Origin of the sequence: Micromonospora sp. HK10 (assembly GCF_000982955.1) — a bacterium.
Lineage (GTDB): Bacteria > Actinomycetota > Actinomycetes > Mycobacteriales > Micromonosporaceae > Micromonospora.
Map to the genome: position 1 here is coordinate 1 of NZ_KQ058702.1, position 22,100 is coordinate 22,100.

20 protein-coding genes are annotated in these 22,100 nt (G+C 74.7%); 11 read left to right on the forward strand and 9 right to left on the reverse strand.

What is annotated here, in order from left to right; all coding sequences use genetic code 11:
* Nucleotides 1–86 precede the first annotated feature (86 nt).
* Nucleotides 87–1,247, forward strand: a complete 1,161-nt coding sequence (locus LQ51_RS05475; protein WP_046563562.1) for a glycoside hydrolase family 26 protein — start codon at nt 87–89, stop codon at nt 1,245–1,247.
* A 150-nt stretch (nt 1,248–1,397) separates the two neighbouring features.
* Nucleotides 1,398–2,150, forward strand: coding sequence for a peptidylprolyl isomerase (locus tag LQ51_RS05480; RefSeq protein WP_046563563.1), 753 nt, complete (start codon nt 1,398–1,400; stop codon nt 2,148–2,150).
* Between the two features lie 55 nt (nt 2,151–2,205).
* Here LQ51_RS05480 and LQ51_RS05485 read toward each other — a convergent pair whose 3' ends face one another.
* Nucleotides 2,206–3,573, reverse strand: coding sequence for a CBM96 family carbohydrate-binding protein (locus LQ51_RS05485; protein ID WP_046563564.1), 1,368 nt, complete (start codon nt 3,571–3,573; stop codon nt 2,206–2,208).
* A gap of 226 nt (nt 3,574–3,799) precedes the next feature.
* Here LQ51_RS05485 and LQ51_RS05490 point away from each other — a divergent pair, with 226 nt between their 5' ends.
* Together LQ51_RS05490 and LQ51_RS05495 are read left to right on the forward strand one after the other, a co-directional pair.
* Nucleotides 3,800–5,074 carry an MFS transporter gene (locus LQ51_RS05490; RefSeq protein WP_046563565.1) on the forward strand — a complete coding sequence of 425 codons (1,275 nt, stop codon included), beginning with the start codon at nt 3,800–3,802 and terminating at the stop codon, nt 5,072–5,074.
* Nucleotides 5,071–6,051, forward strand: a complete 981-nt coding sequence (locus tag LQ51_RS05495) for a TolB-like translocation protein (protein ID WP_046563566.1) — start codon at nt 5,071–5,073, stop codon at nt 6,049–6,051. The genes LQ51_RS05490 and LQ51_RS05495 overlap by 4 nt, the downstream gene beginning before the upstream one ends.
* 130 nt (nt 6,052–6,181) lie before the next feature.
* On the opposite strand, the gene LQ51_RS05500 is transcribed toward LQ51_RS05495, so the two are convergent.
* From LQ51_RS05500 to LQ51_RS05515, 4 genes are all read right to left on the reverse strand, one after another.
* Nucleotides 6,182–8,443: a catalase gene (locus tag LQ51_RS05500; RefSeq protein WP_046563567.1), complete on the reverse strand. Its 2,262-nt coding sequence runs from the start codon at nt 8,441–8,443 to the stop codon at nt 6,182–6,184.
* Nucleotides 8,444–8,989: 546 nt separating this feature from the next.
* Nucleotides 8,990–9,958 (reverse strand): prolyl aminopeptidase, encoded by a 969-nt coding sequence (gene pip / locus LQ51_RS05505; RefSeq protein ID WP_046563568.1) that lies wholly within the window; start codon nt 9,956–9,958, stop codon nt 8,990–8,992.
* A gap of 43 nt (nt 9,959–10,001) precedes the next feature.
* The gene (locus LQ51_RS05510) at nt 10,002–10,376 is read right to left on the reverse strand and encodes a hypothetical protein (RefSeq protein ID WP_046563569.1); all 375 of its coding nucleotides are present in this window, start codon (nt 10,374–10,376) and stop codon (nt 10,002–10,004) included.
* A gap of 140 nt (nt 10,377–10,516) precedes the next feature.
* Nucleotides 10,517–11,971, reverse strand: a complete 1,455-nt coding sequence (locus LQ51_RS05515) for a hypothetical protein (protein WP_046563570.1) — start codon at nt 11,969–11,971, stop codon at nt 10,517–10,519.
* A gap of 133 nt (nt 11,972–12,104) precedes the next feature.
* Between LQ51_RS05515 and LQ51_RS05520 the strand changes: the two genes are divergently transcribed.
* The 3 genes from LQ51_RS05520 to LQ51_RS05530 are packed head-to-tail and all read left to right on the forward strand — an operon-like array spanning nt 12,105 to nt 14,979.
* A complete protein-coding gene (locus tag LQ51_RS05520) occupies nt 12,105–12,905 on the forward strand; it encodes a (Fe-S)-binding protein (RefSeq protein WP_082159282.1) in 801 nt (266 codons plus the stop codon).
* Nucleotides 12,902–14,356, forward strand: coding sequence for a lactate utilization protein B (locus LQ51_RS05525; RefSeq protein WP_046563571.1), 1,455 nt, complete (start codon nt 12,902–12,904; stop codon nt 14,354–14,356). The genes LQ51_RS05520 and LQ51_RS05525 overlap by 4 nt, the downstream gene beginning before the upstream one ends.
* Entirely contained in the window at nt 14,353–14,979 is a 627-nt protein-coding gene (locus tag LQ51_RS05530) for a LutC/YkgG family protein (protein ID WP_231605415.1), read from the forward strand. Before LQ51_RS05525 ends, LQ51_RS05530 begins: the two co-directional genes overlap by 4 nt.
* A gap of 5 nt (nt 14,980–14,984) precedes the next feature.
* On the opposite strand, the gene LQ51_RS05535 is transcribed toward LQ51_RS05530, so the two are convergent.
* Nucleotides 14,985–15,947, reverse strand: coding sequence for a sensor histidine kinase (locus tag LQ51_RS05535; RefSeq protein WP_046563573.1), 963 nt, complete (start codon nt 15,945–15,947; stop codon nt 14,985–14,987).
* The gene (locus LQ51_RS05540; RefSeq protein WP_046563574.1) at nt 15,944–16,771 is read right to left on the reverse strand and encodes an MEDS domain-containing protein; all 828 of its coding nucleotides are present in this window, start codon (nt 16,769–16,771) and stop codon (nt 15,944–15,946) included. The genes LQ51_RS05535 and LQ51_RS05540 overlap by 4 nt, the downstream gene beginning before the upstream one ends.
* A gap of 123 nt (nt 16,772–16,894) precedes the next feature.
* Between LQ51_RS05540 and LQ51_RS05545 the strand changes: the two genes are divergently transcribed.
* Nucleotides 16,895–17,350: a GNAT family N-acetyltransferase gene (locus LQ51_RS05545; RefSeq protein WP_046563575.1), complete on the forward strand. Its 456-nt coding sequence runs from the start codon at nt 16,895–16,897 to the stop codon at nt 17,348–17,350.
* Between the two features lie 85 nt (nt 17,351–17,435).
* Here LQ51_RS05545 and LQ51_RS05550 read toward each other — a convergent pair whose 3' ends face one another.
* Nucleotides 17,436–17,951 carry a 2'-5' RNA ligase family protein gene (locus LQ51_RS05550; RefSeq protein ID WP_046563576.1) on the reverse strand — a complete coding sequence of 172 codons (516 nt, stop codon included), beginning with the start codon at nt 17,949–17,951 and terminating at the stop codon, nt 17,436–17,438.
* An 84-nt stretch (nt 17,952–18,035) separates the two neighbouring features.
* Here LQ51_RS05550 and LQ51_RS05555 point away from each other — a divergent pair, with 84 nt between their 5' ends.
* Nucleotides 18,036–18,545, forward strand: a complete 510-nt coding sequence (locus tag LQ51_RS05555; protein WP_046563577.1) for a mycothiol transferase — start codon at nt 18,036–18,038, stop codon at nt 18,543–18,545.
* Here the strand turns inward: LQ51_RS05555 and LQ51_RS05560 are convergent.
* On the reverse strand, nt 18,529–19,503 hold the full coding sequence (locus LQ51_RS05560; RefSeq protein WP_046563578.1) for a glycoside hydrolase family 88 protein: 975 nt from the start codon (nt 19,501–19,503) through the stop codon (nt 18,529–18,531). The two genes, LQ51_RS05555 and LQ51_RS05560, sit on opposite strands and share 17 nt — an antisense overlap.
* A 108-nt stretch (nt 19,504–19,611) precedes the next feature.
* On the opposite strand from LQ51_RS05560, the gene LQ51_RS05565 reads away from it, so the two are divergent.
* Together LQ51_RS05565 and LQ51_RS05570 are read left to right on the forward strand one after the other, a co-directional pair.
* Nucleotides 19,612–19,983, forward strand: a complete 372-nt coding sequence (locus tag LQ51_RS05565) for an SCP2 sterol-binding domain-containing protein (protein ID WP_046563579.1) — start codon at nt 19,612–19,614, stop codon at nt 19,981–19,983.
* A complete protein-coding gene (locus LQ51_RS05570; protein ID WP_046563580.1) occupies nt 19,980–22,085 on the forward strand; it encodes an amylo-alpha-1,6-glucosidase in 2,106 nt (701 codons plus the stop codon). The genes LQ51_RS05565 and LQ51_RS05570 overlap by 4 nt, the downstream gene beginning before the upstream one ends.
* Nucleotides 22,086–22,100 lie beyond the last annotated feature (15 nt).

Here is a 22,100-nt window from a genome sequence, read left to right on the forward strand (position 1 = left end):
CCCGGTGATCGCGGCGAGCCGGTGCCGCCCGGCGTGGGGGAGCGGCCGGCGCCGGTGGCGCGGGCGGCGGGCGAGGGGGGTGTGCCGTGCTGCGGCTGACCGTACCTCGGGTGGTGCTGGCGCTGGTCGGCCTGCTGCTGCTGACGTACGCCTTCGCGGTGGCCCCGGCCACGGTGGCCGGCGGCCGGTCGGACCAGGCCGCCGACCGGCTCGCCCGGCCGACCCCCGGTGTGGTCGCGCCGGTCGAGTCGAGCCCGTCGCCCGCACCGCCGCCGCCGGTGTTCCCGCCGGCCGGCCGGACCTTCATCGGGGTGATGACCGACAAGGGCCCGCACGACTTCCGGCCGCTGGACCGGTTCACCGCGGCCGCGAGGCACCAGCCGCAGGTCATGCTCTTCAGCGAGGGGTGGGCGACCGCCACCTTCGACCGGGCGCTCTTCGACCGGATCAAGGCGCGCGGCATGATGCCGATGCTGGGCTGGGAGCCGTGGAACTACCGGATCGACCAGACGGCCCGCAAGCAGAAGCTCACCGCCCGCCAGATCGACCGGCTCCGGGCCAACCAGCCGCGCTACCGGCTGGCCCGCATCGCCGACGGGCACTTCGACAGCTACCTGCGCTCCTGGGCGGTCGGCATCCGGTCGCTCGGCTACCCGGTGGCGATCCGTTTCGCCCACGAGATGAACGGCGACTGGTACCCGTGGTGCGAGCTGACCAACGGCAACCGGCCCGGCGACTACGTGAAGGCGTGGCGCCACGTGCACGACGTGTTCCGTCGGGCCGGCGCCACCAACGTCACCTGGGTGTGGAGCGCGAACGTGCGGTGGAGCGACAGCACCCCGCGGCTCGCCGCGTACTACCCGGGCGACGCCTACGTGGACTGGGTCGGTATCACCGGCTACTACGGCACCGGCGCGTTCTCCCGGTACCTCTCCTTCGACGCGATCTTCAAGCGGACCCACGCCGAGATCCGCACCTTCACCCACAAACCGCTGGTCATCACCGAGACCGGCGCCTCGAACGGCGCGGGTCGCAAGGCGGAGTGGATCAAGCAGGCCTTCCGGACGCTGCCCGCGTACCCGGACATCATCGGGCTGATCTGGTTCGAGGTGAACAAGGAACTGGACTGGCGGATCGGCAGCCCGCCCGCGGCGGCGAAGGCCTTCGCCCAGGGCGTCGCCGCGGCCCGGTACGACGTGCGGTGGTCGCCGGAGATGGTGCCACGCACCACGACGACCCGGCGCTGACCGGGCCGGCGGCCCGTCCGGGTTGAAATCCCGCACGCAGCGGAGCAGGTGATGAGTCCCTGGAGCCCCGGCTCCACCGAGCGTCGACATCGGGCCGCCGGATCCATAGACTCCGGTCTTTCTGGTACCACGAGTCCAGGGAGGACCCAGGTGTCGAGCACAACCCGGCCGCACGCCGTCCCGCTGCTGTCCCGCCTCGCCGGCGTGGCGGTGGTCACCGCCGCGCTGGTGGCCACCGGCGGCGCCGCGATCGCCGCGCCCCCCGCCGAGCCCGCGCCCACCCGGGGCCCGTGCGCGTACACGCCGACCCCGGATGAGCCGGCCGCGCGGCCGGTGCCGCTGCCGCCGGCCCCCCGGCACACCCCCGACCGGGGCACCGTCCGGGTCACCCTGCGCACCAACCAGGGCCCGATCGGGCTGACCCTCGACCGCGAGCAGGCCCCCTGCACCGTGCAGAGCTTCCTGCACCTGGCCCGGCACAAGTTCTACGACCGGACGCCCTGCCACCGGCTCACCGCGTACCCGACGCTGACGGTGCTGCAGTGCGGCGACCCGTCCGGCACCGGCGAGGGCGGGCCCGGCTACCGGTACGCCGACGAACTCCCCACCGACCTGCCGCCGGCCCCGACCGACCCGACCGGCGTGCGCCGGCTCTACGCCCGGGGCACCCTGGCCATGGCCAACGCCGGCCCGGACACCAACGGCAGCCAGTTCTTCCTGGTCCAGGCCGACTCGGCGCTGCGCCCCAACTACACCGTCTTCGGCACCATCGACGCGGCCGGACTGGCCACCCTGGACCGGATCGCGGCCGGCGGCATCGCCGCCACGCCCGAGGACCCGGCGCCGGTCGACGGCGCGCCGGCCCTCCCCGTGGAAATCCTGCGCGCCAAGCGGGGCCGCTGACCCCGGACGGACGGCCGGCCGGGGCAGACCTCGCCCCGACCGGCCGCCCCGCGGATCAGTGGCAGGAGCCGGAACCGCTGTCGCTGTACGTCTGCCCGGCGACCGGCACGAACCGCCAGTCGTAGCCGCCGGAGTGCAGGGTGAACTTGAGTACCCCGTACGCCGTGGCGTTGCGGGCCTCGCTGTTGGGCTGGATGGTGCCGAAGGTGTAGTGGCTGGCCCCGCCCATACCGGCCACGAAACTGCGCAGGCCCCGGCCGGCGTCGTAGCCGCCGCTGGGGTTCATCGGGGCGAACCGCTCGTAGACGTGGTTGTGTCCCCACACCACGACGTCGGCGTTGTAGTCGTAGAGCGCCTGGTAGAGCGGGCGGGTCGAGGTCGACGGCGCGTGGTTGGCGCTGGACGTGAAGAGTGGGTGGTGCCAGTACGCCAGGGTGCACGGCTTGCCGCTGGCGGCCAGGTCCGCCCGCAGCCACTGCTCCTGCGCCGAGCCGGCCGCCATGCTGATGTTCGAGTTCAGCGAGACGACGTGCCAGTTGCCCAGGTCGTACGAGTAGTAGCCGCGCCCGCTCGGGCCGGCCTGGCTGCCGAAGTAGCCGTAGTAGCCGCTCGCGCCCGAGGTGTTGTAGTCGTGGTTGCCCGGCGACGGGCGGGTACGCGCCTTGTGCCGGCCCCAGGTGGGCTCGTAGTAGGCGGAGAACTCCGCCGCGGTGCCGTTGTCGTACACGTTGTCGCCGGTGGTGAAGACCGTGCCGGTGATGCCGTCGAGCAGCGTCGCGGTGGCGCTGTCGCCGGAGCCGGAGTTGGCGATGTCGCCCACCCCGACCAGCACCGGGTCCGCGGACGGCGTGCTGGTGCCGGTGGTGACGACCAGTTGCGGGGCGTCGGCCCCGCTCTCCCGTGTGTCGTAGTAGGCGCCGTCGCCGCTGGCCGAGGTCGCCCCGAAGCTGTAGGTGCCGTTGCCGGTCACCTGCGCCGTCACGTCCACCTCGTACCAGCTGTCCGCGCCCACCGCGCCGATCGCGCCGAGCGGGGCGCCGTCGAGGGCCGGCTGGTTGTTCCAGGTGGTGCCGGTCTCCGACCAGGTCGTGTTCGACATCGCCCGGAACGTGCCGCCGGCGTCGCTGCCGCTGTTGCCGCTGATGGTGCGCAGCCGCAGCCTGGCGCTGGTGACCGTGCCGCTGACCCCGCTGACCGTGAACCGCAGGAACAGCCGGCGGACCGGGGAGTTGTCCACCACGAGCTGCGTCGAGGTGCCGTAGTTGGTGGTGGCGGTGTCGCTCTGCACGTACGTGTCGGCCACCGGCGTGAAGGTCACGCCCGCCGCTGACGCCGGGCCGGCGCCGACCACCACGGCGGTGGTGGTGAGCAGCGCCGCCACCGCGCCGAGCGCAACCGTGGGGTGGGGGAGTCGAAGAGCCATCCGGAAACCCTTCCGTCGGGATGTTGGGGAAGCGGATGGAACGTAGGGGAGCCGGTCGGCCGGCCGGCGACGAACGGGTGAACAGCGGATCCAGGCAGGCAAACACATCGACGTTTGGTGACTGTTCACCGACCGCCCGCCTGCCCGGCACGCACCGTCCGTTGTGACCGGCGGGGCCGGCCTGGACGATGGCTGACCGTCACCCGCCCACCCGAGGAGAGGTCCCGTGTACCTGTCCACCGTCTCCCGGCCGGTCACCGACCCGCCCGCGCCGGGCCGTGCCCGCCGAGGCCTCGCCCTGGTCGGCGGCAACGTCGTCGCCCTCGGCACGGTCAGCCTGATCACCGACGTCTCCGCCGAGATGGTGACCGCCGTCCTCCCGCTCTACCTGGTGCTCGGCCTGCACCTGAGCCCGCTTGCCTTCGGCGTGCTCGACGGCCTGTACGCCGGCACCACCGCGCTGCTGCGGATCATCGGCGGCTTCGCGGCCGACCGGTTCCGCCGGCGCAAGCTGGTCGCCGGCCTGGGCTACACCCTCTCCGCGGTGGCCAAGCTCGGCCTGCTGCTCGCCGGCCGCTCGGTGCCGGCGATCGGCGCGGTGATCGCCGTCGACCGCCTCGGCAAGGGGGTACGCAGCGCGCCACGCGACGCGCTCATCACGCTCTCCACACCACCGGAGGCGCTGGGCCGGGCGTTCGGGGTGCACCGCGCCATGGACAGCCTCGGCGCATTCCTCGGGCCGCTGGTCGCTCTGGCGGTGCTGCTCGCCGTCGGGCAGTCCTACGACGCCGTCTTCGTGGCCAGCTTCTGTGTCGCCGCGCTCGCCGTCGTGGTGCTCGTGCTCTTCGTCCGGGAACGCCCCGACCCACCGGGCGGCACCGGCGACGCCCGGGTCTCGGTACGCGAGGCGTGCGGCCTGCTGCGCGACCGGTCAGCCCGCCGGCTGCTGCTGGCCGCCGCACTGCTCGGCCTGGCCACCGTCGGTGACGGCTTCGTCTACCTGCTGCTGCAGCAGCGGGAGGACGTCGCCCTGCGCTGGTTCCCGCTGCTCGCGGTCGGCACGAGCCTGGCGTACCTGCTGCTCGCCGCCCCGCTCGGCGCCCTCGCCGACCGGATCGGTCGGCTGCCTGTGGTGGTCGGCGGGTACGCCGCGCTCGCCCTCACGTACCTGCTGCTGGCCGGCCCGGTCGCCGGCTGGCCGCTGCTCGCGCTCACCCTCACCTTGTACGGGGTGTTCTACGCCGCCACGGACGGGGTGCTGGTCGCGCTCGCCGGTCCGGTGGTGCCGGCGCGGCTGCGCACCACCGGCATTGCGCTGGTGCAGACCGGACAGGCGCTGGCGTACCTGCTCTCCTCGGTCCTGTTCGGCGCTGCCTGGCAGGCCTGGGGACCGCAGACCGCGATCCGGCTCGCCGCCGTCGCCGCCCTCGGCGTGCTGGCGGTCTCGGTGCCCCTGCTGCTTCCCGCGTCCCGCCTCGTGCCCCGGAGGACCGCCCGATGACCCCGCTGACCACCCGGGCGAAGCTCGCCGTAGTGACCGCCGCCGCCCTGCTGCTCGGCGCGGCGGCGGCCGGCTACGCCGCCGTCGCCGCCGAACCGGCCCGCACGCCGCCGCCCGCGGTGGCCGGCACGGTCACCCTGGATCGCGGACCGCGGCTGCTCGCCGTCACCGACCGGCACGTCTCCTCGGTCGCCGCGGCCGACCCCGCCGGGCCACGCACCGTCGCCAGCACCGAGTGCGTGCGGGTGTACGCCGCGGCAGGCACCGGCGTGTGCCTGGCGGCCGTGGACGCCTGGACCTACCGGCTGCTCGTGCTCGACGCGGCGCTGCGGCCGACCCGTTCCCTCCCGCTGACCGGGCTGCCCAACCGGGCCCGGGTCTCGCCGTCCGGCCGGATGATCGCCTGGACCACCTTCGTCGGCGGCGACTCCTACACCAGCAGCGGCTTCTCCACCCGCACCGGGATCCTCGACACCCGCACCGGCGCCACGGTGGCCTCGCTGGAGGGGTTCGCGGTGATCCGGGACGGTCGGCCCCACCGCGGCGCCGACGTCAACTTCTGGGGAGTCACCTTCGGCGCCGACGACAACCTCTTCTACGCCACCATGTCCACCGGCGGAAAGCGCTACCTGGTCCGGGGCGACGTCGCGGCCCGGCGGGTGATCACGATCCGGGAAAACGTCGAGTGCCCGTCGCTCTCGCCCGACGGCACCCGGATCGCCTTCAAGCAGGCGCTCGACGGCGACCCGGCGAAGGGCTGGCGGCTGTCCGTGCTCGACCTGATGACCATGCGGGTGACCGCCACCGCCGAGACCGCCAGCGTCGACGACCAGGCGGCCTGGCTGGACGGACGGACCCTGGCCTACACGCTGCGACGGTACGACGGCCGGCCGGATGTGTGGGCGGTGCCGGCCGACGGGTCGGGCCGACCGTCGATCCTGATTCCCGGCGCCGAGTCACCGTCCCCGCTGACCTGACCGTCCGAGGGGCCCGACCGTCCGACCCCCTGACCGTCCGACGCGCCTGGCTGTCCGGCGTGCCGTGGACAGCGGACGGGGCCGTCCCCGCGGTGGCGGGAACGGCCCCGGGTGCCCGGAAGCCGCGCGGTCAGCCCACCGAGGCGGGGAAGCGCTGCCAGACCCGGTGCGCCGCCATCAGCTGCTGCACGGCGGTCAGCACCTCGGCGCCGGAGTCGCCGGACACCACGCCCGGCGTGCCGGCCACGCCTGCCTGCCGCAGCACCTCGGTCCCGGCGCCCCAGGCGCCGATCGCCTTGGCGTGCCGCCAGGCCTCCTCGACCAGCAGGAGCACCCGCGGATCCACCGTCGCAACGCCCGCGGCGCCGGCCTTGGCGTCCCGGGCCGGCAGCGCGTCCGGGGCCGGCGTCGGGGCGCCGGCCAGCAGGACCGCGTCGAACTCGACGGACCGGGCGGTGGCGAAGCTGCGCTGCACCGGGGTGCCACGCACGGCGCCGCCGTGCGGACCGATCAGCAGCGGGACCATGCCGGCGCTGAAGACCGCCATCCGGACCTGGGCGACGTCGTCCAGGTCGCCGTCCGGATCCACCACGATGCCGACCATCCGGCCGTCGGCCGGCCACTCCCGCCCCACCTGGGACAGCGCCGGGCTGGGCTGGACGTCGGCGAGCGGCAGGGTCGGCTCCGGCGCGGGCAACCCGAGACCGGCGGCGACCTGGGCGCAGAGCACCGGGTCGATGTTGGCCAGGCAGCGCAGCTGCCGCTCCCGGATCTCCTGGCGGTAGCACTTGCCCAGCTCGAAGGTGTAGGCGCGGATGATGTGCTCCCGCTCGACCGGGGACATGCTCAGCCAGAAGAGCCGGGCCTGGCTGAAGTGGTCGTCGAAGGAGGCCGGCGCGGCGCGTACCTTGGGCGCCTCCGCGACGGTCACCGGCACGTCGACGAACGCGTTCTCCTTGTCGCCGGCCGGGAACGGGTTGCCCCCGTCGAGCGAGTTCGGCCGGTACGGCGCCACTCCGGCGTGCACGGCGTGCTGGTGGAAGCCGTCGCGCAGCATGTCGTTGACCGGGGCGTGCGGGCGGTTCACCGGGATCTGCGAGAAGTTCGGCCCGCCGAGCCGGGTGAGCTGCGTGTCGACGTACGAGAAGAGCCGGCCCTGCAGCAGCGGGTCGTTGGTGACGTCGATGCCCGGCGGAAGGTGGCCGACGTGGAAGGCGACCTGCTCGGTCTCGGCGAAGAAGTTCGTCGGGGTCCGGTTGAGCACGAGCCGGCCGATCGGCTGCACCGGCGCCAGTTCCTCCGGCACGATCTTCGTGGGGTCGAGCAGGTCGATGCCGGCGAAGGTCTCCTCGGGGGTGTCCGGGAAGACCTGGATGCCCAGCTCCCACTCCGGGTACGCGCCGGCCTCGATGGCGTCGTAGAGGTCGCGGCGGTGGAAGTCCGGGTCCACCCCGTTGATCAGCTGGGCCTCCTCCCAGACCAGGGAGTGCACCCCCAGCTTCGGCTTCCAGTGGAACTTGACCAGCACGGTCTCCCCGGCGTCGTTGACCAGCCGGAAGGTGTGCACGCCGAACCCCTCCATGGTCCGGTACGAGCGGGGGATGCCCCGGTCGGACATGTTCCACATGGTGTGGTGCTGCGCCTCGGTGTGCAGGGAGACGAAGTCCCAGAAGGTGTCGTGCGCGCTCTGCGCCTGCGGGATCTCCCGGTCCGGGTGCGGCTTGCCGGCGTGGATGATGTCCGGGAACTTGATCGCGTCCTGGATGAAGAAGACCGGCATGTTGTTGGCGACCAGGTCGAAGGTGCCCTCGTCGGTGTAGAACTTGGTGGCGAAGCCACGGGTGTCGCGCACGGTGTCGGCGGAGCCGCGGGAGCCGAGGACCGTGGAGAACCGGACGAAGGCCTGGGTCTCCCGGCCCTTCTTGAGGAAACCGGCCCGGGTCAGGGTCTCGGCGGTGCCGTAGCCGGTGAACACCCCGTGCGCCCCGGTGCCGCGCGCGTGCACCACCCGCTCGGGGATGCGCTCGTGGTCGAAGTGGGTGATCTTCTCGCGGAAGTGGTGGTCCTGGAGCAGGATCGGCCCCCGCGGGCCGGCCTTCAGCGAGTGGTCGGTGTCGCGCAGCCTGGCCCCTTGCGACGTGGTCAGGTAGGCGCCCTGCTGTCCCTTGGCGGTCGGCGGCACGCCCGTCTCCGCGCCGGTCGGGGTCCGGGTCTCCGGCGTGCCCTGCTCCTTCTTCGGCGGCAGCGGGTCGTGCGGCGTGGTCGGCTCGTCGACGGTCGGTGGGGCGCTGCCGGGCGCGCCCGGGACGTCCGGGGTGAGGACGTCGGTCACCTTCTCCGCAGCCGTCTCGACGGCGGCCTTGACGGCCTTGGCGGGGTTGTTGCGGTCCATCAGGGCGGGTCCCTCTCGATTGGGCGAATGACCGGGCCCTTGGCCCCCTACCCCCAGCCGGGTGGGGCAAACCAGGCGTAACGGCCGGCGTCCGGGTGGTGTGACGGTCGACTCGGTGATCGGCGACGCGGTCCGCGGCTGTTGACCGGCGGGTGCGACGCGAGGTCACTCTGCGTGAGCTGCCCCGGTGCCCGCTGGTCTGTGTCGAGAGCTGGCGTCTCGTCACTGACCTGCGACTATGGTCGGCAGCCCGGCTCGACCGGGGGATGGCTCTCGCCGCCTTTGCTCTGCAGCCATATACGCAGCAGTCACGCTGCGTGCGGTGCTGCGGCGATGGCTGCAGAGCAAAGGCGATGGGGGCAAGGGGCGATGGGGGCAAGGGGCGGTGGGGGCAAGGGGCGATGGCCGGAGGGCAGGGCGGCGAACAGCGCGGGTGGGTCGTGCGGGAGGAACCGGCCCTCATCGCCGCCGCCGGCTGGTTCCGCGCCGGGCGGCGCTGGGCGGCGCTGGGACGCCGCGTACCGGCTGCTCCGGGCGTCGCGCCCGTCAGCCGGCGAGCCGGGTGGCGAACTCGTCGGTGGCGCGCAGCAGCTCCCGGGCGATGCCCGGTTCCGCCGCCGAATGGCCGGCGTCCGGCACCATCCGCAGCTCCGCCTCCGGCCAGCGCCGTGCCAGGTCGTACGCGGACACCGGCGGGCAGCAGAGGTCGTAGCGGCCCTGGATCAGCACGGCCGGCAGGTGGCGGATCCGGTCCACCCCGTCGAGCAGGTGGTCGTCGCCGGTGAGGAAGCCGCCGTTCCACGCGTAGTGGGACAGGATCCGGGCCACCGGCAGGGCGTGCTCGTCGGCGGTGAAGTGGGCCAGCAGGCCGAGGTCGGGGCGCAGCCCGGAGTTCACCGCCTCCCACCGTCCCCAGGCCGCCGCGCAGGCCCGGGCCTGCGCCTGGTCCGTCCCGTGCAGCCGCCGGTGGTACGCGGCCAGCACGTCGTACCGCTCGTCGGGTGGGATGGGCGCGACGAACCGGGCCCACTCCTCGGGCTGGAGGTGGTGCAGGCCGTGCTGGTAGAACCAGTCGCGCTCGGCCCGGCGCAGCAGCAGTACGCCCCGCAGGATCAGGCCGGTGACCCGGGTGGGATGGGTCTGCGCGTACGCCAGGCCGAGGGTGACCCCCCACGATCCGCCGAACACCAGCCAGGCGTCGATGCCGAGCCGCTCGCGGATCAGCTCCAGGTCGGCCACCAGGTGCCAGGTGGTGTTGGCGTGTACCGATCCGCGCGGCGTGCTGCGTCCCGCGCCGCGCTGGTCGAGCAGCACCACCCGGTACCGGTGCGGGTCGAAGAACCGCCGGGCCGCCGGCACCAGGCCGCCGCCCGGTCCGCCGTGCAGGAAGACCACCGGTACGCCGTCCGGCCGGCCCACCTCCTCCACGTACAGCTCGTGGCCGTCGCCCACGGCGACCCGGTGCGTGGCGTACGGCTCGATCGGCGGGTACAGGATGGGGTCGGTGGCGTCCATGCCTGGTCATCCTGCCCGCTGGCGGGCCGTCGGGTGGGGACGGTCAGCAGGCGATGCCGCTGCCCAGGCCGTCCAGCAGGGCGTCGGCGACCCAGCCGGACACCCCGGTCGTGGTGTCCCGGAGGTAGGTCCAGGTGTAGGTGGTGTGGCCGTTCGCGGTGACCCGGTCGCCGCTGCCGTAGCAGTGGAAGTCCACGTTGTGGCTGAACTGCCCGTAGCCCGCCGAGCCGCAGGTGGTGTGCGGGCCGGAGCGGATGTTGACGTTGCTGGCGTTGAAGAGCTGGCCGTACGCCGTGTCGATGTTGCTGTGGGCGTGGCTGCAGCTCGCGCTCGCCGGCGCCGTCCCGGTGACCACCGCGACGCCGGTGCACCCGGCGGCCAGTGTGACCGCCGCGGCGATCGAGGAAACCTTCCGCATCTTGATCAACCCCCCGAAGTCGGAAGCACACGCAAAGTGATCAGAATATTTGCATGCTTCAACGTACGGGGGCAAGGGTTCCCGATGCCGGGCGGCTCCTGACCGGCGTCCGGCGGGGACGCCGGTCAGGACCCGCCGGGTCAGGCGTTGGCCGGAACCCCGGCGTCGGGGTCGGCCGCCGCCGCCCCGGTGGCCTCCGCCTCGGGGGCGCTGCGCGGCGCCGGGGTACGCACCGCGAACGCGTTGAAGCTCGGACCGTCCAGCGCGGGCCGCTCGGGGCGTTCGTCGGCGCCCGGCTGCTCGGCCGCCGGCTGGTCCACCGGGACGGGACCGGCGGGCTCGACCACCGGGCGGACACCCACCTGCGGGTACTCGGCCGTCTCCCCGCCACCCGCGGCCGCCGCCATGACCGCCGCCGCGGCCAGGTCGGCCACCCGCTTCGCCTCCCGCTGCACCCGGGCCCGGGTGTCCTTGGCGTGCTGCTCGGCCAGGTCCGCCGCCCGCCGGGCCTCGTCCAGCCGGCGGGTCTCGACGGCCAGTTCCCGGCGCACCTCCACCAGGCGTTCCTCCAGGTCGGCGCCCTGCTGCTCGACCGCCGTGATCTCCTGCCGGGTCTGCTCCAGCTCCCCGGCCACCGTGTCCAGTTCGGCGCGCAGCTCCGCCACGGCCTCCTGTCGCTGCTGGAGCTCCTGCTGCACGGTGGCGAGCTGCTCCTGGTGGGCCGCGTGCTCCTCGTCGGCCCGCTCGCGCACCTCGGTGGCGTACTGCTGGGCCTCGGCGACCAGCGCGGCGATGTCCCGTTCGGCGGCGCTGGCCCGGTCGGCCAGCTCCTGCTCCGCGGCGGCCCGCCGCTCGTCCAGCTCGCGGGCCATGGTCGCCTGCCACTGGGCCAGCTCCTGCTGGGCCTTGCTCCGGTTCGCCTGCACCTCCTGCTGGATCTGGGTGCGGGCCGCCTTCACCAGCGCCTCGGACGCCGAACGGGCCTGCTCCACCTGCTGGGTGGTCTGCTCGGCGATCCGCTTCGCCTCCTGCTGCGCCCGGTCGTGGGCGGCCTGCCCCTCGGAGCGCAGCTTCTCCGCCAGCTCCCGGATCGCGGTCAGCTCCGCCTGCGCGGCTGCCCGCCGCTCCTCGTCCGCCTTCTCCTGCTCGGCGCGGCGGCTGGTCAGCTCCTCCTCCAGCGCCCGCAGCTCCCGGTCGACCTCCTCCTGCGCCGCGGCCAGCACCTTCTCCGCCTGGGCCTGGAGGTCGGCGGCCCGCCTGGCGGCGGCCTCGCTGATCTGGCCGGCCTGCTTCTCGGCCAGGTCGAGAATCTGGTCCACCATCGGGCCGAGGTCCCGGAACGACGCCCGGTCCACCGGCGCCGGCCGCTGCCGCAGCTCGGCCGCCTCGGTGTGCGCCCGCTGCACCTGCGCGGCCAGCTCCCGCGCCTGCGCGTACGCCCGGTCCCGGTCGGCCGTCAGCGCGGTCAGCTCGCCGTCGAGCCGCTCGACGTACCGGTCGACCTGGCGCTTGTCGTAGCCGCGCAACGTCGTCTCGAACCTGGGCCGCCCGGACCCGTCGTCGTGGGGTGCGAACGGTTCCTCGCCGTTGGACATTCGCCATCCTCCGTGGGTTCGCCAGCGTCAGGCCGGCGGGGCATGATGAGGCGCAACGGTACCGTCGTCGGCGCGCGGGCCCCGCCCCGCCCCGCCCTCTCGACGCGGCCGGACCGAGCCGGGAGGGCTGGACATGCGAATCGCCCTGTTCGTCACCTGCCTCGCCGACACGCTGTTCCCCGAAGCGGCCACGGCGACGGTACGGCTGCTGGAGCGCCTCGGCCACCAGGTGGACTTCCCCACCGACCAGACCTGCTGCGGGCAGATGCACGTCAACACCGGCTACCCGGACGAGGCGGTGCGGCTGGTCCGGCGGCACGTGCGGGTCTTCGCCCCGTACGACGTGGTGGTGGCGCCCTCCGGCTCGTGCGTCGGGTCGGTGCGCCACCAGCACCCGATGGTGGCCCGCCGCGCCGGCGACGACGCGCTGGCCAGCCGGGCGGCGGAGGTCGGGCGACGCACCTACGAGCTGTCCGAGCTGCTGGTCGACGTGCTCGGGGTGACCGACGTGGGCGCCTACTACCCGCACCGGGTGACGTACCACCCGACCTGCCACTCGCTGCGCCTGCTGCGGGTGGGGGACCGGCCGCTGCGCCTGCTGCGCGCGGTACGCGGCCTGGACCTGGTGGAGCTGCCGCAGGCCGAGCAGTGCTGCGGCTTCGGCGGCACCTTCGCGGTGAAGAACGCGGACACCTCCACGGCCATGCTGGCCGACAAGATGCGCCACGTGCTGGCCACCCGGGCCGACGTGTGCACCGCCGGGGACGCCTCCTGCCTGATGCACATCGGCGGCGGACTGTCCCGGCTGCGGGCCGGCGTGCGGACCGTGCACCTCGCGGAGATCCTGGCCGCCACGGAGGCCGACACCGACCCTCCCGGCGGCCGGGACCGGACCGGCCCGGCCAGCCGGGACACCGCGGCGGTGGCCCGATGAGCGGCCGCGGCGGCGCCGGCCGGACCACCTTCCTCGGCATGCCCGCCACCGCCCCGCCCGGCGTCGGCAACCTGCGCGGGACGGAGCCGTTCCCGGCCGCCGCCCGCCGGGCACTCGGCGACGCCCAGCTGCGGCGCAACCTGCGCCACGCCACCGGCACGATCCGCGCCAAATCGGCGGCGGTCATCGACGAGGTGCCGGACTGGCCGCAGCTGCGGGCGGCCGGCCGGGCGATCAAGGCCGACACCATGGCCCGCCTGCCGGAACTGCTGGAACAACTCGAGGCAGCGGTCACCGCGGCCGGCGGGACCGTGCACTGGGCCACCGACGCGGTCGAGGCGAACCGGATCGTCACCGAGCTGGTCCAGGCCACCGGCGCCGACCGGGTGATGAAGGTCAAGTCGATGGCCACCCAGGAGATCGGCCTCAACGAGGCCCTCGAAGCGGCCGGCATCGAACCGGTCGAGACCGACCTGGCCGAGCTGATCGTCCAGCTCGGCGACGACCGGCCCAGTCACATCCTGGTGCCGGCGATCCACCGCAACCGGGCCGAGATCCGGGAGATCTTCCTGCGCGCGATGCCGGGGGTCGACCCGGCGCTCACCGACGAGCCGGCGGTCCTGGCCGCCGCCGCGCGCCGGCACCTGCGGGAGACCTTCCTCGCCACCCGGGTGGCCGTCTCCGGGGCGAACTTCGCCGTCGCCGAGACCGGCACCCTCGCGGTGGTCGAGTCCGAGGGGAACGGCCGGATGTGCCTGACCCTGCCGGAGACCCTGATCACCGTGATGGGCATCGAGAAGGTCATTCCCCGCTGGGCCGACCTCGGGGTCTTCCTGCAACTGCTGCCCCGGGCGTCCACCGGGGAGCGGATGAACCCGTACACCTCGCTCTGGACCGGGGTCACCCCCGGCGACGGGCCGCAGCAGGTGCACCTGGTGCTGCTCGACAACGGCCGCAGCGCGGTGCTCGCCGACGAGGTCGGGCGGCAGGCGCTGCACTGCATCCGCTGCTCGGCCTGCCTCAACGTCTGCCCCGTGTACGAGCGCACCGGCGGGCACGCCTACGGGTCGGTCTACCCGGGACCGATCGGCGCGGTGCTCTCCCCGCAACTGACCGGAGTGGCCGACAACGCCTCGCTGCCGTACGCGTCCTCGCTCTGCGGGGCCTGCTACGACGCCTGCCCCGTGATGATCGACATCCCGTCCATCCTGGTGCACCTGCGGGCGCAGGCGCCGCACCCGCGCACCGAGGCGGCGGCGATGGCCGCGGCCGCGTACACCATGGACCACCCGGCGCTGTACGCGGCCGCGCAGCGCGCCGCGGGGCTCGGCCGGCTCGCCGGCCGCGCGCTGCCCCCGCCGCTGAACGGCTGGACCGCGAGCCGGGACATGCCGGCGGCACCCCCGCAGACCTTCCGGCAATGGTGGGCCGAGCACCGGAGCGGGTCGTGACCGGGCGCGAGGTGGTCCTCGCCCGGCTCCGCGCGGCGCTGGCCGGGGCACCGCCGGCCGTGCCCGAGCCGGGCCCCGCGCCCCGCGACCGGGGCGACCGGCCGCCGGGGCACCCCGACCTGCTCGACCGGCTCGCCGGCCGGCTCACCGACTACCGGGCCGAGGTGCACCGGGTGGCCGGGGCGGGCGTCGCGGAGGCGGTCGCCGGCATCCTCGCCGCCGCCGGGGCGCGGACCGTGGTGGTGCCGGCGGGGCTGCCCGCGCAGTGGCGGCCCGGGGCGGTCGAGGTCCTGGTCGACGACGGCCTGCCCGCCACCCGGCTGGCCAGGCTGGACGCGGTGGTCACCGCCGCGGCGGTCGCCGTCGCCGAAACCGGCACGATCATCCTGGACGCCGGCGCCGACCAGGGCCGGCGCGCCATCAGCCTCCTGCCCGACCTGCACGTCTGCGTGGTCCACCCCGAGCAGGTCGTCGCCGGCGTGCCCGAGGCGCTGGCCCGGCTCACCCCGGACCGGCCACTCACCTGGATCAGCGGACCCTCGGCCACCAGCGACATCGAGCTGAACCGGGTGGAGGGCGTGCACGGGCCGCGCCGGCTGCACGTGGTCCTCACCGACGGCTGACCCGGTCAGACCGGGACGTGCGGGTTCCCGGCCGTCAACCGGACCGTGAAACCGTCGGCCTCGCGGTGCAGCGACACGTGGTCGCAGGCCTGGTGGCTGATCCACAACCCGAGACCGCCGGCGCTGCCGTCGCCGGCCGGCAGCAGACCCGCGTACGGGTCCTTGGGGCCCTCGCCCCGGTCGTGCACGGTCACCACGATCCGGTCCCGGGCGCTCCACAACCGCAGCCGCACCGGTGCGGTGCCGTGCCGCAGCGCGTTGGTCACCATCTCGCTGACCGCCACCATCAGGTCCTCGACGACCTCCGGCCGCAGGTGGCCCCGGTCGGCGGCCTGCACGGCCGCGCGGGCCCGCGCCGGGCTCGGGTCGGTCAGCTCGACCAGCGGAGCCGTCCGCTGCACCGGGTCGACCACCATCGGCCGCGGCTCGGTCAGGTAGCTCTCCGGCGGGGTGTACGTGGGTGACGGCGGGTGGCTGCCGTCCGGCCGGGCCACCCGGGGATGGGTGCGCGCCACGTCCGAGAGCACCGGCGGCGGCGTGCGGCGGGTGTCGTACGCGCACATGCTCCACAGCGGGAAGTCGTCGTAGGCGTGGTTGATGGCCGACTCGTAACGGGCCCACCAGTCCCAGGTGGCGCCGAACACGATCGGCGGCAGCTCGCCGACGATGCGGATCTGCCCCACGCCCTGCGCCACGTACCCGGCCAGCAGCTTGCGGTAGGAGCGGATCGCGCTGGTCGGGCGGGCGTAGACCTCCCCGCCCGGCAGGAAGGTGACCTCGGCACCGGCGGGCAGCGCCCGACGGACCAGCTCGGCGTTGCGCTCGCCGAAGCCCACGATGGCCGGCTCGCCGGCCGCGACACCGCCCAGCAGGAACGGCACCACCACGGCGAGCAGATGCTCGTCGGAGTCGTAGAGCACGGCCTCGTGGAAGTAGCCGACGTGGCCCGCGGCGGCACCGGTCCTCATCGCGCCACCTCGACCGTGACCTCCGCGAGCTCCAACAGCTCGACCAGCCGGGCGGTGCCCGCCCGGGAGGTGCGCAGCACCGCCGTCGCGCCGTGCCGGCGGGCATGGTCACGCAGGTGCAGCAGGCTCCGGTGGTCGACGAACCGCAACCCGGTCGCGTCCACCAGCAGCCGGCCGTCGACCGGTCGCGGGTTCGCCCGGTCCAGCGCGGCGGCGAACTGCTCGTGGTTGGACGGGTCGAGCTCGCCGTGCAGCGCCACCGGCTCCGTCCCGGCCAGGGCGTACAGCCGGAACAGAACCTCGGTGTTGCCCTCGGGGTGCAGGCAGGCCAGCTCCTCGATCGCCGCCTCGCCCAGCACCCGCCGGTCGTACGCGCAGATCGCCGACATCGGGCGGTGCCGCATGAACCGGTCGATGAGGTGCTCGTAGCGGGCGAAGGCGGCCCGCTGGGCGGCGGTGCGGACCAGCGACGTCGCGTCGGCCACCACCCGCAGCCCGGTGTGACCGGCGGCGAGCGCCTCGTCCGTGGCCGCCGCGTACGCCCGGACCTGGGCCTCCGGGTCGATGATCGCGTCGGAACGGTACCTGTCCTGCACCGACATGAGCTGGACCGCGCCCCGGCGCAGCGCGTCGTCGAGGCCGGGCAGCCCCGCCAGCCGGCGGGCCAGCTCGTCGCGGCCGCCGGCGGCGATCAGCCCGACCCGTTCACCGGCGGCCAGCCCGGCGGCGAGGAACCGCACCGCACGGGCGTCGAGCGCGGCCGGGTCGTGGAAGGCCAGACAGACATGACCGTACGCCGTGGTCGGCGCGCCCGCGCCGGTCACCTGAGCTGCCCCATGCGGCCAGTGTATGCACATCCGGCGGACCGGCCAGTCGTGGCGGTACGCCGCGCGCCGCCGGGCGGAAATCGGTGGTCCGCGGGCGCGCCGCCGCGGGATCCTGCCGGCGTGACGAGCGTACGGGCGCTGACCGCCGCGGACTGGCCGGCCCTCTGGCCGATGCTGTGCGACATGGGGGTGGGCGACGAGCCCGCCGCGGCCCACCGGGAGCGCTTCGGGCGCCTGCTGGCCGACCCGCGGTGGGCGCTGCTCGGCGCGGTGGCCGCCGGCCGGCTCGCCGGGTACGCCGCCGCCCAGGACCTCGGCCCGCACCTGCGCTCCGGCGACGCCCACCGCACCGCCCGGCTGCACGACCTCTACGTCGACCCGCGACGACGCCGGCACGGAGTGGGCCGGGCGCTGTTCGATGCGGTGTCGCGCTGGGCGACCGTGCGCTGCCGCCATCTGGAGTGGCAGGCGCACCGGGAGCGGGCCGCGCCCTTCTACGAGCGCCTCGGCCACGTTGGCGACCCCTGCCCGCAACCGGACTACCCGACCTTCCTCCTCGACCTCGAACCGCGCTGAGCCGCGCTGAGCCGCGCTGAGCCGCGCTGAACCGCGCTGAACCGCGCTGAGCCGCGCTGAGCCGGGCCGCGCCGGGCGTCGCCGCTCAGGTCAGCGGGCGGGCGATGCCCCGGGTGTGGTCCACGATCGCCGCGCCGACCACCGTGGCGGTCAGCGGAAGCATCTCCAGGCAGCGCCGCACCGCGGCGGCCATCAGCGCGTTCGGCACCCGCATCGACAGCGTGCAGTGCGGCACCCAGCGCCCCGGCTGGTAGTGCTCGGCCAGCTCGATGCCGGCCCGGGCCAGCCGGTGGTGCACCCGGGCGTGGTGCGCGAGCAGCTCGGTGGTGACCGCCGGACCGAGCCAGAGCACCCGGCCGACGAACTGGCCGGCGTGCTGGAACTCCAGGCGCAGCGGCGCCGCCACCACCGTCCCGGCGAGCGCCTCGGCGACCCGCTCCGGGTCGAAGCGGGGCGCCACCGCGAGCGACACGTGCGGGCGGTGCCGCTGCTCCAGCAGCGACCGCATGCTCTGCACGCCCTCGGCCTCCAGCGCGTCCCAGAGCACCCGGATCCGCCGGGTGGCGTCGGTGTCCAGATACAGCTCCAGCGCCGCGACCACATGATCAGCCTAAGGGGGAGGTTTGCCGGGCCCGGATGGCGGTACTGCGGAACTGCCATCCCGACGACGGAGGAGCGTGCAGCCGTGGACGTGGGCGACCTGCTGACCGAGGCGTACGGCCGGCTGCCCGGCCTGGTCGAGGGGGCAGTGGCCGGGCTGAGCCCCGAGCAGCTGCGCCGGGCGCCGGCGCCCGGGTCGAACCCGGTGGGCTGGCTGGTCTGGCACCTGACCCGGATCCAGGACAGCCAGCTGTCCGAGCTGATCGGCGGCGGACAGCTCTGGCTCGACGGCGACCGGGCCAGCCGGTTCGGGCTGCCCGCCGACCCGGACGACACCGGGTACGGGCACGGCCCCGAGCAGGTCGCCGCGGTCCGGCCGGAGGACGGGCAGGCGCTCCTCGACTACCACCGGGCGGTGCTGGACCGGACCCTGGCGTACCTGCGCGGGCTGTCCGCGGCCGACCTGGACCGGGTGGTGGACGAGAACTGGGACCCGCCGGTCACCCTCGGCGTGCGGCTGCTCAGCGTGCTCGACGACGACCTGCAGCACGCCGGCCAGGCCGCGTACGTGCGCGGGCTCATCCTGCGGGGCTGACCGCCGCCCGGGCCAGCGCGGCGTGGGCGAGCAGATGGCACGCCTGCGCCTCCGGGGAGGTGCCCGGCCGGGCGAAATCGGGGGCGCCGCTCACCCCGGTCACCCGCCCGTACCGGTCGACCCGCCGGTCCGCCGCCGCCAGCAGCTGCGCGCCGGTCTCCCGCCACGACGCCGGCAGCCAGCCGTCGGCCACCCCGGTCAGCGCCGCGTACGCCAGCAACTGGGCGGTGTTGGCCTCGCGGAACGTGCCCGGGTCGTCCAGCACGTCGGAGAAGAGCCCGTCCGCGCCCCGGTACGCCAGGCAGGCCGTGAGCACCGCCGCCGCGTGCCCGGCCAGCTCGTCGCGGAGCCCGGCCGGCCAGTGCGTCGCCAGGTGCAGCGCCCGGGCGATCCCGGCGACCACCCACCCGTTGCCGGTGCCCCAGTGCTCCGGCCGGTCCAGCGTGCCCCGGTCCTCGTCCCAGCGGGCCGCGTACAGGCCGCTGCGCGCGTCGTACAGCCGGCGGCGGTGCCCGGCGACCTGCGCGGCGGCCAGGTCGGTCCGGCCGCACAGGGCCAGCAGCGGCACCACCATGTACACCGTGTCGGCCCAGACCTGACGGCTGTCGAGCAGGTGGAACAGGGTCCCGTCGGCGGCCCGGGGAGCCCGGGTCACCAGCCAGTCGAGCTGCGCGTCGAGGGCGGCGGCGAAGCGCGGGTCCCCGTCGGCCCCGGCCGCGTACCGGACCACCTCGCCGCAGGCGGCGCCGTTGACCGCGCCCGCCTCGCCGGAGACGTCACCGAGCCGACCGTCCGGGCGCTGCCGGGTCACCGCGGCGTCGGCGACCAGCACGGCCAGCTCACCCCGGCCCAGGTCCAGCAGGGCCTGCCCGGTCACCCCCTGCTCCCAGGACTGGCGTTGCATGGCGAGCAGGGCGCCGAGCACCCGCTCGGTGGTGGCGTCGGTCGGCATCGGCATGGCTCCGGCATACCCCGTCCGGGCACGCTCCGCTCACCCGGAGCGGGTGAGTTGAGCTCACCCCGCGGCCGGGGACCCTGCGGGGACGACCGGACGGGGGAGGCACCGATGGGCGACGCGGCGGCGGACTACCTGAACGACCGGGTGGCTGGCCGGCACCCGGACCTGGCGGAGTACATCCGCGGCACGCTCCGCCTCGACCTGCGCGACGGCGGCAGCACCGAGCACTGGCACCTCACCATCGACCGGCAGGAGGTGCGGGTGAGCCGCAGCTTCGACGTGGCCGACCTGGTCATCCGGGCCGACCGGGGGGTCTTCGACCGGATCGCGCAGGGCCGCGAGCACGTGGCGGCGGCGCTGCTGCGCAACGACCTCACCGTGGAGGGCAACCTGGAGCTGCTGATGACCCTGCGCCGGATCTTTCCCGGGCCGGCCGACGCCCGGCACCCCCGCGACGTCGCCCGGGGCGGGTCGCGATGAGGCCGCACCTGGTCCACGTCCTGTCCGGCAACTCGTTCGCGCTCAGCGACACGCAGGGCGACATGGAGGTCGACCCGTACGCCCCGATCGGCCTCTTCTCCTTCGACACCCGGTTCCTGTCCCGCTGGGTGCTCAGCGTCGACGGGGAGCGGCTGCACGCCCTGTCCCGCGACGAGCTGACCTACTTCGAGACCCGGTTCGTGCTGGTCCCCGGCACCGCCAGCCACTACGTCGACTCGGACATCTCGGTGATCCGGCACCGGTCCCTCGACGAGAGCTTCCACGAGCGCCTCACCGTGCTCAACCACTCCGTCCAGCCGGCCGAGTACACCGTGCGGTTGGAGATCGGCAGCGACTTCGCCGACACCTCCGAGATCCTGCGCCCCGCCCCGCGCCGGCCGGTGGTCGCCGCCGACTCGAACCGCCGGCAGCTGCGCCTGCGCCACCAGCGGGACGAGTTCATCCGGGAAACCCTGGTCACCAGCACCGAGCCGGTGGCCGTCGACGAGCAGGGGATGACCTTCCAGATCCGGCTCGCGCCGAACGGGGAGTGGCACACCGATCTGGTCGTCGCCACGATCATCCACGGGGCCGGCGGGCGGGACCTGCGGGCCAGCCTGCAGTCGCACCGGGAGCACGTCCACCACACCATGAACACCGAGCTGACGCGCTGGCTGGACAGGGCTCCGCAACTGGTCGCCGACCGCAAGTCCCTGGAGTCGGCGTACCGGCAGGCGCTGACCGACCTGGCCGCGCTGCGGTACGTGCCGCTGACCTACCGCGAGCCGGTGCCGGTGGGTGGCCTGCCCTGGGCGATGGCGCTCTACGGCCGGGACGCCATGATCACCTGTCTGCAGACCCTGCCGTTCACCCCCGAGCTGACCCCGGCCACCCTGCACCTGCTCGCCTCGGTGCAGGGCGGGCAGCTCGACGACTACCACGACGAGGAACCCGGCAAGATCCTCGCCGAGCTGCGCTACGGCGAGGCGGCCGCGTTCGGCGAGCAGCCCACCGCGATCTACTACGGCGCGGCCGACACCACCCCGCTCTTCGTGGTCCTGCTCGACGAGTACGAGCGGTGGAGCGGCGACGGCGACCTGGTCCGGCAGCTGCGCCACCCGGCCCGGATGGCGCTGGACTGGCTGGACGAGTACGGCGACCTGTGCGGCGACGGCTACCTGCGCTACCAGACCCGCAACGACCTCACCGGGGTGGCCAACCAGATCTGGCGGAACTCACCCGACGCCGTCGCCGACCGGGACGGCCGCCAGCCACCCTTCCCCCGGGCCACCTGCGAGCTGCAGGGGTACGCGTACGACGCGAGGATGCGCGGCGCCCGGCTGGCCCGCGAGTTCTGGGACGACCCGGCCTATGCCGACCGCCTGGAGGCGGACGCGGCCCGGCTGCGGGACCGCTTCAACCGCGACTTCTGGCTGCCCGATCGGGAGTACTACGCGCTGGCGTTGACCCCGGACGGCGAGCCGGTCGACGCGCTCACCTCGAACCTCGGCCACCTGCTCTTCACCGGGATCGTCGACCCGGAGCGCTCGGCCGCCCTCGCCGCGCACCTGTCCGGCCCGGAGCTCTTCACCGGCTGGGGGGTCCGCACGTACGCCACCGGGCAGCGGCCGTACAACCCGGTCGGCCCGCACCTGGGCGCGGTCTGGCCGTCGGACAACGCGCTGATCGCGGCCGGCCTGCGCCGCTACGGTCACGACGCCGAGGCGGCCCGGATCGCCGCCGGCATGTTCGCCGTGGTGGAGACCATGGGCGGCTCGGTGCCGGAGGTGATCGCCGGCTACCCCCGCGAGGTCACCAAGTACCCGGTCCGGCTCCCGGCCGCCGGCCGGCCGCAGTCCTGGGCCTCGGGAGCGCTGCTGATGCTGCTCGCCACCATGCTCGGGCTGCGCCCCTGCGGGGACAACCTGCTGGTGAGGCCGGAGATCCCGGTCGGGTACGGGCGGATCGAACTGACCGACGTGCCGGGGCGCTGGGGTCGCGCGGACTCGTTCGGCCGCGAGCGGCCCCCGGGCCGGACCAGTCCGCGCCTGCGCGGCGGGCAGTCCGGGCCGGGACAGCCGCACCGGGCCACCGCCGGGTAGGCGCCCGCCCCCGGC

Excerpts from the sequence above, each read along its gene's own strand:
- LQ51_RS05535 (WP_046563573.1), bottom strand. The coding sequence starts at position 15,947 with ATGAGGACCGGTGCCGCCGCGGGCCACGTCGGCTACTTCCACGAGGCC.
- LQ51_RS05495 (WP_046563566.1), top strand. The coding sequence starts at position 5,071 with ATGACCCCGCTGACCACCCGGGCGAAGCTCGCCGTAGTGACCGCCGCC.
- LQ51_RS05525 (WP_046563571.1), top strand. The coding sequence starts at position 12,902 with ATGAGCGGCCGCGGCGGCGCCGGCCGGACCACCTTCCTCGGCATGCCC.
- LQ51_RS05510 (WP_046563569.1), bottom strand. The coding sequence starts at position 10,376 with ATGCGGAAGGTTTCCTCGATCGCCGCGGCGGTCACACTGGCCGCCGGG.
- LQ51_RS05520 (WP_082159282.1), top strand. The coding sequence starts at position 12,105 with ATGCGAATCGCCCTGTTCGTCACCTGCCTCGCCGACACGCTGTTCCCC.
- LQ51_RS05565 (WP_046563579.1), top strand. The coding sequence starts at position 19,612 with ATGGGCGACGCGGCGGCGGACTACCTGAACGACCGGGTGGCTGGCCGG.
- LQ51_RS05485 (WP_046563564.1), bottom strand. The coding sequence starts at position 3,573 with ATGGCTCTTCGACTCCCCCACCCCACGGTTGCGCTCGGCGCGGTGGCG.
- LQ51_RS05560 (WP_046563578.1), bottom strand. The coding sequence starts at position 19,503 with ATGCCGATGCCGACCGACGCCACCACCGAGCGGGTGCTCGGCGCCCTG.
- pip (WP_046563568.1), bottom strand. The coding sequence starts at position 9,958 with ATGGACGCCACCGACCCCATCCTGTACCCGCCGATCGAGCCGTACGCC.
- LQ51_RS05515 (WP_046563570.1), bottom strand. The coding sequence starts at position 11,971 with ATGTCCAACGGCGAGGAACCGTTCGCACCCCACGACGACGGGTCCGGG.
- LQ51_RS05570 (WP_046563580.1), top strand. The coding sequence starts at position 19,980 with ATGAGGCCGCACCTGGTCCACGTCCTGTCCGGCAACTCGTTCGCGCTC.
- LQ51_RS05500 (WP_046563567.1), bottom strand. The coding sequence starts at position 8,443 with ATGGACCGCAACAACCCCGCCAAGGCCGTCAAGGCCGCCGTCGAGACG.